Raw genomic sequence first — 12,363 nt, forward strand, 5'->3', positions numbered from 1 at the left:
GACCATCAGGGTGGTTCGTATCTTTCGCTTTGTTTCTCTTGGCGTTCTGGCTCTCGCTGTGACCGGCTGTGCGTCGGTTGAGCTGTCGATGCCGACCCTTCCGGGCGGATTTGGCGCGGAGAAGGTGGCCGAGAATGATGCCAGCACGCGGCAGCGCGAAGAGCTGGTGGACGCACTCGAACGTCTCGAACAACGCCCCTGGACGCCGGTCTCCGACAGCGATGACGGGATTGTCACGCTGCTTTTCGGAGGCGCAGGCCCGTCGCCGCAAGCCCAGGCCGAAGCCTACCTGACGGCCCTCGAAGGCCAGCCGATCACCGTTGTCCGCCGCGATGTCGAGGCGACGCTCGCCGCGGCATGGAATGTCGCCCATGAGGGCAAGGATGCCGTCCGTGCGATGCAGCCGCTGCCATCGGACCTGCGCACGATCGAAAGCGCGATCGTCGAGGCACGCCAGTGCCGCCTCGTCTATGCCGAGGCGCTGAGCATGATTGCCAAGAACGGCGGCAATGTCTCGCGCGACGAAATCCGCCGGGTGAAGGAGCAGTTCAACCAGGCGATTCTCGAGCTTGGCCGGACCGCCGATGCGATTCAGGTCCGCCTCGATGGCGAACCGGTGAACAGCTACGCAGGCAACCAGACGGCGTTCTAGGCGCCGCGACGGCTTCCTCGTAGCTTCCTTTCCGACGACAATTGCCGTGCCGGACCGTTACGGGCCCAGCACTTCCGCGTGGTCGCCTTCGCGGCGGGCACGTTGCAGCCGCGCATTCATGATCCGCTGCTCGAAGAGCTCGACATAGGGCTGCGGCACGCCGGGGATGCCGCGTAGCTTCTGGAGTGCGCGGGTGGCGGCGGTGAGGTCGCGGGCCTTCCAGCTCGACAAGAGCTCGCGCTGGACCTCGGCGAGGTCGCGGAAGCTTTTCGAGGCCTTGAGGAAAGGATTGCCGACAAGGCCGTAGATCATCTCGGGCTGGCCAGCGCTGTCCCGGCGGACGAAGTCGAGATCGAGGAAGGCGTAGTGGTGGCGGAGCTTGTCGTAGACACGGGCGTCGGTGAGGATCGCGGGACCGTAGACCTCCGAGCGCGCGCGGAGCCTTCCGGCGAAACTCACGGGCTGGCCGAGGGCGGCGTAGCGGTTGCGGCCGCCAAGGCCGACGGGGCCTGCGAAGGCTTCTCCCGTGGCGATGCCGATCTCGATGCGGCCATCGGCGAGGTCTTCCTTACCAAGATGATGGCCTGAGGCGGAGACCTGCTGGCTCATGGCGCTGACGTCATCGAGCATCTTGAGCGCGCAGGCACAGGCGAGCTCGATATGCTTGGGCTCGTCGAGGGGCACGTTCCAGTAACCAAGAAGCCGTCCGTCCTCGCCATAATCAACGGTGCCTTCGTGCTCGAGGATCGTGCGGCGCAGGCGGTCATTGGCCGAAGCCTGGAACAGGACGTAGTCCTTCGGGTCCTTTTCGAACTCCTTGACGAGGTTCGGTGGCAGCCTGAACGCGCAGGAGAGGACGGTGACCTCGCGGTGGACACCGTGGAGGAGACGGGCACCGCCATGGCTCTGCAGCTTGCGCATCGCCTTTTGCGGCAGGGCACCGTGGAAAGCTCCGCGTACCGCATCATCCCGCACCATCATGTTGGTGAGGACCGTCAGAGCCACCGCCAACGGACCGCCGATGGAGGCGAAGATCGCAGGTGCGGGGTCGAGGAGGATTCCGCTGGTCCGGAAGACAGCGTAGGCGCCGATGAAGTTAAGGATTGCGACCGCGGCGGCGGCGGTGACGGCGATGCCGGTCGGCAGGAAGATCACCGCGAGCACCGCCACGGCGCCGAGGGAAATGGCGGCGAAGGCTTCGGCGAAGCCTGCCCAGGCAGGACGCACGGGGAATGCTCCCTGATCGAGCTGCCCAGCGATGAGAGCGTGGAGCTGGGCCGCGGGCACAGGAGATTTTGTCGTCTGGACGATGCCGTTTTCGGAGACAGCCTCGCCGATGAAGACATGCTTGCCATCGAGGGACGCCGCCCAGGTTTCAGGATCGTCCAGTATGCGCCAGGCCGGAACGCTGGGTACGGAGAGATCCTTCGGCAGCCAGATCCTGAGCTCGGCGCGCCCGTCGAGTTGGGCGGCTTCGCCGGCGTCGAGAGCGATGCTCGCCGGTGGTGAACCTGCCGACGACACAGTCCCCGGCTTCGGTGTCAAGGTGATGGTCCGTCCACTCGCGGCGAGCGCGGCGAGGCCGGCGGAAGGCGCGGGCTCGTCACCTGCGGCATAGACAGGCGCGAACCTCCGTACACGACCGCCAGGATCGCGGGGCAGGCCCGTGACGGCGGGGATGCGGGCCTCGCGGAGTTCGGCTGATAGCGTATCGTCTCCGATGATCGAGGGAAGGGCGATGTATCCCAAGCTATCGGTGGCGCCTTCGAGCTCCAGCCAGTCGATACCGTCGAGCGACACACGGGCCCAAGCGACATCATCTCCCGTGTCGCGAACCTCCGCGCCAATGCCGAGGGCGACCGGCCCGCCCGCGACAGCGCGGGCAAGGACGAGATCGTTGGAGGGGAGGACCGACAGGGCGGCCACGCGATCCACTTCGTCGCCCGCGGCCGCGTCCAGCCAGCGGCGCGCGATGATGTCAGGAGAGAGGGGGTCATCCCCAGCCACCGAGACGGTGAGGGTCACGGACTCGGCTCCGGCGTTCTCCGCCGCGTCGATGAGCCTGGCGAAGGCACTACGCGGCCAAGGCCAGTTGCCGAGCCGCTCCTCGCTCTCTTCGTCGATCAGGATCGTTGCCGCAGGAAACTCTTCCGCGACCTCGCGCGGGGCAAGGCGCGTGATCAGGTCGAACATTGTCTCCCGCGGGCCATGGCCGGGCTCCTGCGACGAGAGGATCGCATAGACGGCGATCAGCAGGATGATCACCGCAGGCGGCAGCAGGAGGAGGCGGAGCCGCTGTTCCTGGCGCTGTTCGAACATGGGACAACCTAACGTTAACGAGACGAGGGGGAACCGAAGGGCGCTGTGTTTACTTTATCACGGCTAAAGAGTGGCGCGGGGGCCTTCATGGCGTATTCAGCATGTTCTGGCATGGTTCATGAAGCACCTGCGCAAGGTAAACGGAACGGCTGAACGATTGATGGCGAACGCGTCTTTCACGATTGCGGACGGCGCCTCCCCGCTGATCTACGCGGCGGGGGAGTGGACGCTTGACGGCGGCATCATCGAAATCGACCCCGAGATCAGGAGGTTCGCCGAGACAACACTCGACAAACCACTGACCATCGACATGGCGAAGGTCGAAGCCCTGGATACCTCCGGAGCGATGATCCTGCAACGCACCATGCAGGCCTGCGGCGCCCGGACCGACCGGGACCAGCCGCTCAAGGGCTTCGTCAACGTCTCTGAGCACCATCGCATCCTTCTCGAACAGGCCTGCGAGCACCTCGTTTCCTGCGAAGTCCCCGAAAGGCCGGCGTCGTTCCTGATTGTTCTGGAGCGTGTCGGTAAAGGGACCGAAGAGATTCTTGATGAAGCTCTCCACATCTTGAGCTTCGTCGGCGCCGTCATCGCGCGCATGGCCGACACGTTTCGCCATCCCCGTCGCTTCAGGCTGACCTCCGTCGTCTATCATATGGAAACCTCTGGTCTCGACGCGCTGTTCATCGTCGGGCTCATGTCGTTCCTGATCGGGGCGGTTGTCGCGTTCATGGGCGCCACCGTCCTGGCAGATTTCGGCGCGGAGGTCTTCGCGGTCGAGCTTGTGGGCATATCCGTCCTTCGTGAGTTCGGCGTGCTTCTGACGGCAATCCTGATTGCTGGCCGGTCCGGCAGCTCGTTCACGGCAGCTATCGGTTCCATGAAGCTACGCGAGGAAATTGACGCCATGAGGGCGATGGGGATCGATCCTCTCGATGCCCTCGTCGTGCCGCGGGTTGTGGCGCTCCTGATCGCGGTCCCCTGCCTCGCCTTTGTCTCAGCCGTGCTGGGCCTGATAGGTGGCGGCGCGGTGTGTGCGCTGGCGCTCGACATCCCGCCTGCCCTGTTCATGGCGCGAACCCAAGAGATCATCGTCATCGACAATTTCGTCGTCGGCATGGTGAAGGCACCGTTCTTCGCCTTCGCGATCGGCGTCATCGGCTGCTATCACGGCATGATGGTCGAAAGCTCCGCCGAGGACCTTGGTCGAAGGACGACGATTGCCGTGGTCCAGTCGCTGTTTCTCGTCATCCTCACGGACGCGCTTTTCGCGGTCTTCTTCATGGAGCTCGACTACTGATGGCTCCCGAGAACGTTATCGAAGTGCGCGGCGTCACCAACCAGTTCGGCAGCCATGTCGTTCACCAGGATCTCGATCTCGAAGTCCGGAAGGGCGAGATTCTAGGGGTCGTCGGCGGGTCGGGCACCGGCAAATCGGTTCTCCTGCGGACGATCGTCGGCTTGCAGGTCCCCAAAGCCGGACGGGTCGAAATCCTCGGCAAGACGATCTATCCCCGCGAAGCCTCCGCCAAGGAGCTGAACGAGGACATCGGGATCCTCTTCCAGGACGGCGCGCTCTTCAGCTCGATGACCGTGGCGGAGAACGTGATGGCACCCCTACGCGAGTATCATCACGACATCTCGGACAAGCTGGCGCAGGAAATCGCGGGAATGAAGCTCAGCCTCGCGGGGCTTGATGCGGATGTCGGGCAGAAGATGCCTTCGGATCTGTCAGGCGGCATGCGCAAGCGGGTCGCGCTGGCCCGCGCCATGGCGATGGACCCTGCCATCCTTTTCCTCGACGAGCCGACCGCGGGCCTTGACCCGATCAGCGCGTCAAAATTCGACGAGCTGATCCTGGGCTTGAAGGAAAGCCTTGGCCTGACGATCTTCATGGTCACCCACGACCTCGACAGCCTCTACCGCGATTGTGACCGCGTGGCGGTGCTCGCGGACAAGAAGGTGATCATCAATGCGCCTCTTGATGAGGTGCAGCAGTTGAACCACCCCTGGATCCAGGAATATTTCGGCGGCCCCCGCGGCCGCGCAGCCCAAGGCGCGAAACTTGCGTTTGGAAGCGCCTAGGAGAGTCCCCGATGGAAACCCGTGCCCACTACGTCCTGATCGGCGCCTCGGTCGTTGCGACCCTCGTGATGGCCGTGATCTTCGCGCTCTGGCTCGGCAATACCGAAAGAGCGTATGACGAATACTACGTGGTCTTCAACGAGCGCGTCTCCGGCCTTCAGGTCGGCGCTGCCGTGCAGTTCAACGGTATCCGCGTGGGCGAAGTGGAAGAGCTGACCCTTGACCAACGCAATCCCAACATTGCCCGTGCGCTGATCCGCGTCGAGGAAAACACGCCGATCAAGGAAGATACGCGGGCGGAACTCGAGCTCGTCGGCGTGACCGGCCTGTCGATCATCCAGTTCGTCGGCGGCGACCCCAATGCTCCGCTGCTGAAGCAGATCTCAAACGAACGCATCCCCACGATCCAGGGTTCTGCTGGTGGCTTGGCCGCGGTGATCGAAAGCTCTGGCCCGCTGGCGGAGAACATCACCAACCTCGTCAGCGCCGAGAACATCGACCGTATCAGCCGCATCCTCGAGGATATCGAGACGCTGACCGACACGGTTGCGGACAGCGACCAGGACATCACCACGATCATTCATAACGCCGCCACGATGTCGATCATCCTGAGACGTAACGTCGAAAAGCTCGACGAGACCACCGACCGGATCAATGCGATCCTCGCGGAAACCGAAGACCTGATGAAGACGGATGTCCGAGAGACCCTGCAGAGGTCGGCAGAAAGCGCCGAAGAGCTCAGCCTTGCGATGTCGGAAATCAACGACATCCTGTCGGATAACCGTCCGGCCATCGACGCGTTTGCCCAGGAAGGGCTCGGCGCGACGGTCGGCGTGATTGCCCAGGCGAACCGTGTGCTCGCCACCACTGAAGCCATCCTGCAGGAATTTGAACGCGATCCGGCGAAGTTCCTGCTTGGTAAGAACCGCCCCGAGGCCCGCCCATGATCCGCCTGCTGATTGCTCTTTCCGCGACCGTATTTGTTTCCGGCTGCATCAGCCTGGTGCCGCCGCCCTCGGAACTTCCGCCGCGCTATACGCTGACGGCGAAAGACATCGTCGACAACGGCACGCCGCTGCCTGTCACGCTGGCGGTAGCCGATGCGCGGGCCGAGGGTGCTCTCAACACGACGAAGATCGCTGTGCTGACGGCCGAGAACGAGATCCGATACATGCCCGACGGCGAGTGGTCGGACCGCGCCCCGCGGGTCCTGTCGCTGCTTCTCGAACGCAGCTTCGAGGAGCGGGAGCGCCTGCTGGCGGTCAGTGACCGCGTCGCGCTGCCGATCGCAGACTATACAATCTACGCGGATATTTCCGCTTTCAATGCGGATCGGACCAGGAACCCAGCCGTGGCTGACGTTTCCTTCCGTGTGCGGCTGGAAGACCAGCGCGGGCGGGTTCTGCAGTCCAAGCGCTTCGACGCTCAGGTCCCGATCAACGGCAAGGACACCCGTGCGGCAGCACAGGCCCTGAATGACGCGGCGGCACAGGCCGCTTCGGAGGCTGCTGCCTGGGCGCTGGAACTGATCGAAGCGAATGAAATGGACGCGTCGTAATCAGACGAAATGGCCCTTGGCCGTGCCTATGAGGACGTAAAGCTGCCCCAGCGGTGAGCGCAGCATGTTCTGGAGCGCCGCTTCGGCACCTTCGGGGTCCTCGGCAATGACCGGTGCCAGGAGCTGGTCAAAATCGGAAAGGAAGTTCTCGGCCGCGGCAGCGAATTCCTCGTCGTCCTCGATAGCGGCGCGAAGACGGGCGCGCACGATGATCGGGTCCTGTTCCAGGATTTGGCGCGTGAAGAGCTGCCGCTCTCCGCGTTCAAAGCGCTCTTTCTCCGCCTTGGTCGGCTCCCCGAAGAGCTGGCTCTTCATCTCCATGGTGAAGCGGTGCATCCGCTCGAGCCGGTCTTCTTCGCCGTTGAAGGGCGGGGTGGGAAGCTCGTCGGCAGGCTTTTGAGCCGTAGGCGGAATGGTCTTCGTGACCTTGCTGGTCTTCGCCGTCTGGACCACGGTTGGCTCGGCGCGGAAGCCCGGCTGTTGTTGCTGGCCCACCTGCTTTTCGACCTTGTCGAGAATGCGCTTCCACGACCCGCCGAGACTTTTGTTCTGGGTTTCGGTGCGGGTCTTCAGGCGTTCCGACTGTTCGGCGAGGCTGCGGCCCAGATTGTCCGCGCGGTCCTTCTGCTGATCGATCAGCTTACGCAGCTTCTCGCTCTCTTCCATGAGCTCCTGCTGCGCCTTGCGCAGGGTGTCGGTGGAGCCCTTGATGTCTTCGGAGAAGTGCTGGGGCGTTTCCTTCCAGACCTGCGTGCTCTCCGCCATCGCCTCGCGAAGAGCGGCAAACTGGTCAGCGTTGACCTCGGCGATCGCTTCGAGGCGTTTCAGCTTGGCTTCGAGCTCGGGGAGGATCGACTTGGCCTTGCCGTCCTCCGCCGCGGTCCGGTCGGCGAGGGCCTTGGCGAAGCCCTCGGCTTCCTTGTTCATGGCGGCAGTGGCCTCGATCAGGGCCTGGCGTTCCTTGGCCAGCCGGTCAGTACCCTGCGAGGTGCCCGATTTGAGGGTTTCGGCAGCCTCTTCGATGGCGCCCACCTGGTCACGAATCTGCTTCTCCGCGCGGGCGAGCTTGGCGATCGCTGCGTCGATCTCCCCGCCGAGGAGGTTGAGGTCTTCGCGCACGGCATCGGCCCGCAGCGAGGGCTCGAAATTGCGCACGGCGCGGCCAAGCCGGTCGGCGGTCGCCTCGAGACGAAGGGCAGCACGCAGGAGATAGCCGCCTGCGAGAACGAGACCCGCGTTGGTGAGGGCGAGGATGGCAACCGCGCCGTTATAGCCGAAGGCGAGCTTCCAGACCCCGGTCGCCGCCCTGAGGCCGATGGTCGTGCCGATGGGCCATGCCACCAGCCAGACCACGAGTATCAGGACCGCGGCGATACGCGAGGCTAGCCAGATCTGTTCAGGGTTCGGCAGCCAGCCGGGACGCTCCGGCGCGCCTGAATCGGGGCGCTCGGCAACGAGCATGGGCCGGGGTGTCGGCTCAGCCGCTGGCAGGCTGTCCGTCTTCTTTTCCGCAGCCGCTTCGTTCTCGACGGGCGCCATAGGTTCTCCAAGGGTGCGTGGGCGTCCCCTCTGGCCGCCAAGCCGCACCCCCACCGGTTACGCTTCATCGGCTCAAGGTTAAGCGATGATTAACAGGGCTATGCAGTCGCTGGATACTTGTCCACGCGTCTGCCGTCCGGCTTAGCATGAGGTATGACCAAGAAATCCACTGCCGAACGCATTCGTGACGCCGTCAGCGGGGTTGCGCCCCAGCTTGCGCGCGCCCTTGGCGGGCCCTTGGCGGAAACCGCGGCAGGGATGCTGGCGGAGGTGTTCCTCGGCCGCGGAGAGGCGGAGGAAGGCGAGCTGCTCGATGCCGTGCTGGCGGCAGCGCCTGAGAGGCTCGCTGCGTTGAAGCTGGCCGAGGTCGAATTTCGGCAAGCGGTCCTTTCCGCAGCAGGGGAGGCCGAGCGGATCGCGGCGGAGGACCGGGCCGATGCGCGGGCACGGGAAGTGGCGCTGAAGGACCGGGTCCCCGGGGCGCTGGCCGTGGTCGTGCTCGCAGGCTTTTTCTCGGTCCTTGGCGTGATGCTCTTCGTGGATGTTCCAGACGGTGCGGAAACGGAGTTTTCCATTATGCTCGGCGCGCTGGCGACAATGTCGGCGGCGGTGATGAACTACTATTTTGGCTCTTCGGCTTCGAGCCGCGAGAAAACGCGGATGCTCAGGGACACCAGCCCGTTGCGCTGATCCGCTGAGCTGCGGTAGCGCCTCGTGGCTATGGCATTTGACGTTGCGATCATTGGGGCCGGGATCATCGGCTCGTGCACGGCCTACCGGCTTGCAGCACGGGGGATGAGGGTCCTGTGGGTCGGTGACGGGCGCGAGGGTTCCACGGTGGCCGCGGCGGGGATGCTGAGCCCGTCCTATGAGCACGCCCATGAAGCAGGCGCACCGCCCTTCCAGAAGATGCTCGATGAAGGGCTTCGTGCCTGGGAGCGGTTCGCCCGTGAGGTGAGCGGTGATCCGCAGACGGATCTCGGCTACCGGCTGAGCGGGGTCTATGGCATCGGTTTCCATGCCCGCCCGCCGGGATCGGTGTTGCCGGAGGCCGATGCGCTGCCTTCATTCACGCGCAAGCCTGCGGTGTTCATGCCGCGCGAGGGGATGGTCGAGCCGCTGCGAGTGCTGGCTTTCCTGCGTTCAGAATTCGCGCGGTTGGGCGGGGTCTTCGCCGAGGGGACCGCATCGCTGGCTGAGGGCGGGATCGCTGTCGACGGCGCGTTCCACGCGGCTGGCACGGTGGTCCTGACCACGGGCGCGCGGCCCGAGCTGGCGCCGGAAGGATTGCAGCCGGTGCGCGGGCAGGCATTTCTCGTAAGGCTTGCAGGCGAAGATCGAGGCGCCGTACCAACAGTTGTCCGTTCGTCTACTGCCTATTTCGTGCCGCGGCTTGACGGCACGGTCTATATCGGCGCAACGGAAGAATGGCCGGGAGCGATCGCTCAGACAGCTGATGAACTGTGGCGCGATGCCGAGAGGTTGTTACCGTGCCTCGGCCGTGCCGAGATCCTTCGCCGTCTCGAGGGGTTCAGGCCCTTCGTCAGCCGTCTCGGGCCCCTCATCGCGCGCGACAAAGAGCGGGCCGACCTGGTCCGCGCGCAGGGGCATCACAGGAACGGTATCCTTCTCGCACCCCTCACCGCCGAGGCGGTCGAGGACCTGGTCGTTTGAGACGATCTCACGCTCGGTGAGGACCCGCATCAAGGCACGTTTCCAGGGCTTGGGCCAGAAATGGGTGACCTTCAGCTTGTACTTCCGCGTCAGGAAGTTGGTCTTCCTGCCGGTCTGCGGACGCAGGCGTGCGGCGAGGTCCAGGAGCTCGTCATTGACGGGCGTGAAGGAAGCATTCTGCTGGATGGCTGCGGCCTCGGATGCATCGACAGTGGGAAGCTTAGCAACTTCCGCGTCCAGAGCATCGGCCTTTTCGTCCTCTGTGACGACATTTTCATCCGCAGACGTTGTAATGTCACGCTCAGCGACATCCGCGGGCAGGGCGTCGAGGACTTCGGTGATCGCCTTGGCGACCTCGGGCTCTTTGGACAGGCGCTTGGCGTCGTCCTCGCTCGGCTCGACGACGATCACAGCGGCGGCCTCGGCATCGCTGCGGCGTGCACGGCGCAGCGGGCTTGCGCCATAGCCAAGGGACGCAGCAGCAAGATTGGGCCGCATCAGGAGGCCGGCTTTGCTTTCCGCCTGCATCAGAGCCTCCTGTTGTTCGTGCACATCCGCACCTTCGGCTTCGGTGAAGGGGAGTTGCTCCTCGCCGAATGATTCGGCGAGAGCGTTCTGCATACCCCGGGCACCGCGCGGCCGGGGGAGGATGTCTTCCTCCTCCTCGCTGTCGATCTTTTTCTCGGCGGCACGCTTGAAGGCTTCGGCCTGGGCGCGAAGGCGCTGGTGCTTGAAATCTTCGTCCACTGATTCCGCAGTCGCTTCCGCTTCGGCTTCTTCGGCCTTCTGGCCTTCATCGAGGCCCAGCACCTTTCGCGCGGCATTGGTCACCCGCGGCGTGATCGCGTCGATGGGCAGGGCGGGGGACAGGACATTCGCCTGCACCTGATGGAAGCCGACGGTGCGCAGGGCGAGACAGGCGGCCTCGTCCTCTGCGCCAATGGCAGAGACGATGGCGCCTTTCGATTCGGCGAAAGCGATCAGGTCCGCCGCGCCCTGGAGGCTGGCGGTGTGGTTGTTCCGGGCAGCGCGGAGAAGGCCGCGCCCGCCGGTCTTGATCTCGTCGAAGGGCGCGATCGAGAAGATCTCGCCGACTTCTTCGGGACGGCCCATCATTTCCGCGGAGAGGCGCACGCCCAGGGCCTTGAGCTGGCGCAGGACCGGCGCGGCCTCGGAGGCGTCGCTGATCTTCACCGGGCATTCGAAAGTGAGCTTTCCGGGGTCGAGGTGGGTCGCTTCGAGAACGGATTTCACCGAATCGGGCAGTGCCGTGTCCAGGCAGTCACGCGGCGCGAGGTTGATCGACAGGGCGGACGGGCTTGCGAACGCCCAGCTCGCGAATTCGGCGGCGGCTTTTTCGAGAATGCGGCGGGTCAGGGCGGTCAGGCGGCCCTCGGCTTCGAAGGCGGGCAGGAAGACCGCAGGCAGCATGGTTCCGAAGCGCGGATGGTCCCAACGGACCAGCGCTTCGACCCGCGCCAGCGAGCCGTCATTGAGCGAGAAGATCGGCTGGTAGAGCAGGTGGATCTGGCGCGAGACCAGAGCCTCGTCCATGTCCATCCGTGTCAGTGTCAGCGCACGAGCGCCCATCGCACAATCCTCCGAAAGGCGCGCACGGGCACGCCTCACACCTTGGATTTCTCTGACGGGAAAGAGTTAACGGCGATTAAAAGCGTGTTGATCCCCTGTTAATCAGGACCTTCCAGCGCGGGAATCGGTGCCCTACCTAGCGGCGAATCTGCCCTCAGTCCTCGAATTGCTCGCGCAGGATCCGCTCTTCGAGGCCGGTTCCGTGATCGAAGAGGACGGTCATGCGGCGCTGGCGATCGATCCGGCAGGTGACTTCGACCGCGTTGCGCACCTCGAAACTGTCTGCCGTCGCCGCGCAGCTCCGGAAATCGGGATCCTGCACGACGAAGGTCACTTCCGCATCATAAGGCAGGAGCGCGCCGCGCCACCGCCGTGGTCTGAAGGCGGAGATCGGCGTCAGGGCGAGAAGGTTCGAGTTGATCGGAAGGATCGGTCCGTGCGCGGAGAGGTTGTAGGCGGTGGAGCCTGCCGGGGTGGAGAGGAGGATACCATCACAGATGAGCTGGCCCATCCGGGTCTCGCCATTCACCTTGATCGCGATGCGCGCCGTCTGGCGTGTCTGGCGGATCAGGGAAACCTCGTTGATCGCGTGGGCGGTGTGGACCTTCCCGTCCTTGTCCCTGGCTTCCATGTAGAGCGGGTTGATCGTCGCCTTGTCGGCGGTTGCGATCCTGCGCGGCAGGTCGGCGATGTCGCCCAAGGGGTTCATCAGGAAGCCGACTGTGCCGCAGTTGATGCCGTAGACCGGCACGTTGTGCTCCATGGTATCCCGCAGGACGTCGAGCATCGTGCCGTCACCGCCGAGCGCGACGATCACCTTGGCTTCCCCACGCTCGGCATTGCCATAGACATCCGTCAGCGCCCGGAAGGCTTCCTGAGCCTCGGGCCGGTCATTGGCGATGAAGCCAATCTCGCCCTTCTGTGGTGCATCGCGACGCATCGCCGG

Annotated in this window: 10 protein-coding genes and 1 pseudogene; 7 read left to right on the forward strand and 4 right to left on the reverse strand. The window is 64.5% G+C overall.

Translation table 11 applies throughout. From position 1 onward, the window contains the following. Positions 1-10: 10 nt before the first annotated feature. Positions 11-652, forward strand: a complete 642-nt coding sequence (locus tag IE053_RS11125; RefSeq protein WP_189575981.1) for a hypothetical protein — start codon at positions 11-13, stop codon at positions 650-652. Between the two features lie 57 nt (positions 653-709). Here the strand turns inward: IE053_RS11125 and IE053_RS11130 are convergent, their stop codons facing one another. After that, positions 710-2,971: an adenylate/guanylate cyclase domain-containing protein gene (locus tag IE053_RS11130; protein WP_189575983.1), complete on the reverse strand. Its 2,262-nt coding sequence runs from the start codon at positions 2,969-2,971 to the stop codon at positions 710-712. Between the two features lie 160 nt (positions 2,972-3,131). Here IE053_RS11130 and IE053_RS11135 point away from each other — a divergent pair, with 160 nt between their 5' ends. From IE053_RS11135 to IE053_RS11150, 4 genes are read left to right on the forward strand one after another with little or no spacing between them, the layout of a single operon-like run. Then, positions 3,132-4,271 (forward strand): MlaE family ABC transporter permease, encoded by a 1,140-nt coding sequence (locus IE053_RS11135; RefSeq protein ID WP_189575985.1) that lies wholly within the window; start codon positions 3,132-3,134, stop codon positions 4,269-4,271. After that, positions 4,271-5,056, forward strand: coding sequence for an ABC transporter ATP-binding protein (locus tag IE053_RS11140; protein WP_189575987.1), 786 nt, complete (start codon positions 4,271-4,273; stop codon positions 5,054-5,056). Before IE053_RS11135 ends, IE053_RS11140 begins: the two co-directional genes overlap by 1 nt. A gap of 11 nt (positions 5,057-5,067) precedes the next feature. Continuing rightward, positions 5,068-6,003: an MlaD family protein gene (locus IE053_RS11145; protein ID WP_189575989.1), complete on the forward strand. Its 936-nt coding sequence runs from the start codon at positions 5,068-5,070 to the stop codon at positions 6,001-6,003. Then, positions 6,000-6,614: an ABC-type transport auxiliary lipoprotein family protein gene (locus tag IE053_RS11150; protein ID WP_189575991.1), complete on the forward strand. Its 615-nt coding sequence runs from the start codon at positions 6,000-6,002 to the stop codon at positions 6,612-6,614. The genes IE053_RS11145 and IE053_RS11150 overlap by 4 nt, the downstream gene beginning before the upstream one ends. Here the strand turns inward: IE053_RS11150 and IE053_RS11155 are convergent, their stop codons facing one another. Then, positions 6,615-8,153, reverse strand: coding sequence for a hypothetical protein (locus IE053_RS11155; protein WP_189575993.1), 1,539 nt, complete (start codon positions 8,151-8,153; stop codon positions 6,615-6,617). It lies immediately after the preceding gene. 153 nt (positions 8,154-8,306) lie between these two features. Here IE053_RS11155 and IE053_RS11160 point away from each other — a divergent pair, with 153 nt between their 5' ends. Both IE053_RS11160 and IE053_RS14490 read left to right on the forward strand, forming a co-directional pair. Beyond that, a complete protein-coding gene (locus tag IE053_RS11160) occupies positions 8,307-8,843 on the forward strand; it encodes a hypothetical protein (RefSeq protein WP_189575995.1) in 537 nt (178 codons plus the stop codon). Positions 8,844-8,873: 30 nt separating this feature from the next. Beyond that, the gene (locus IE053_RS14490) at positions 8,874-9,827 is read left to right on the forward strand and encodes an NAD(P)/FAD-dependent oxidoreductase (RefSeq protein WP_229786186.1); all 954 of its coding nucleotides are present in this window, start codon (positions 8,874-8,876) and stop codon (positions 9,825-9,827) included. An 879-nt stretch (positions 9,828-10,706) separates the two neighbouring features. Here the strand turns inward: IE053_RS14490 and IE053_RS14495 are convergent. Beyond that, positions 10,707-11,417: pseudogene (locus tag IE053_RS14495) on the reverse strand (EAL domain-containing protein); the annotation flags it as partial. Positions 11,418-11,571: 154 nt separating this feature from the next. Beyond that, positions 11,572-12,357: an NAD kinase gene (locus IE053_RS11170; RefSeq protein ID WP_189575999.1), complete on the reverse strand. Its 786-nt coding sequence runs from the start codon at positions 12,355-12,357 to the stop codon at positions 11,572-11,574. Positions 12,358-12,363 lie beyond the last annotated feature (6 nt).

Source organism: Parvularcula lutaonensis, assembly GCF_014651915.1.
GTDB lineage: Bacteria > Pseudomonadota > Alphaproteobacteria > Caulobacterales > Parvularculaceae > Parvularcula > Parvularcula lutaonensis.

Excerpts from the sequence above, each read along its gene's own strand:
- IE053_RS11130 (WP_189575983.1), bottom strand. The coding sequence starts at position 2,971 with ATGTTCGAACAGCGCCAGGAACAGCGGCTCCGCCTCCTCCTGCTGCCG.
- IE053_RS11135 (WP_189575985.1), top strand. The coding sequence starts at position 3,132 with ATGGCGAACGCGTCTTTCACGATTGCGGACGGCGCCTCCCCGCTGATC.
- IE053_RS11140 (WP_189575987.1), top strand. The coding sequence starts at position 4,271 with ATGGCTCCCGAGAACGTTATCGAAGTGCGCGGCGTCACCAACCAGTTC.
- IE053_RS11145 (WP_189575989.1), top strand. The coding sequence starts at position 5,068 with ATGGAAACCCGTGCCCACTACGTCCTGATCGGCGCCTCGGTCGTTGCG.
- IE053_RS11150 (WP_189575991.1), top strand. The coding sequence starts at position 6,000 with ATGATCCGCCTGCTGATTGCTCTTTCCGCGACCGTATTTGTTTCCGGC.
- IE053_RS11155 (WP_189575993.1), bottom strand. The coding sequence starts at position 8,153 with ATGGCGCCCGTCGAGAACGAAGCGGCTGCGGAAAAGAAGACGGACAGC.
- IE053_RS11160 (WP_189575995.1), top strand. The coding sequence starts at position 8,307 with ATGACCAAGAAATCCACTGCCGAACGCATTCGTGACGCCGTCAGCGGG.
- IE053_RS14490 (WP_229786186.1), top strand. The coding sequence starts at position 8,874 with ATGGCATTTGACGTTGCGATCATTGGGGCCGGGATCATCGGCTCGTGC.
- IE053_RS11170 (WP_189575999.1), bottom strand. The coding sequence starts at position 12,357 with ATGCGTCGCGATGCACCACAGAAGGGCGAGATTGGCTTCATCGCCAAT.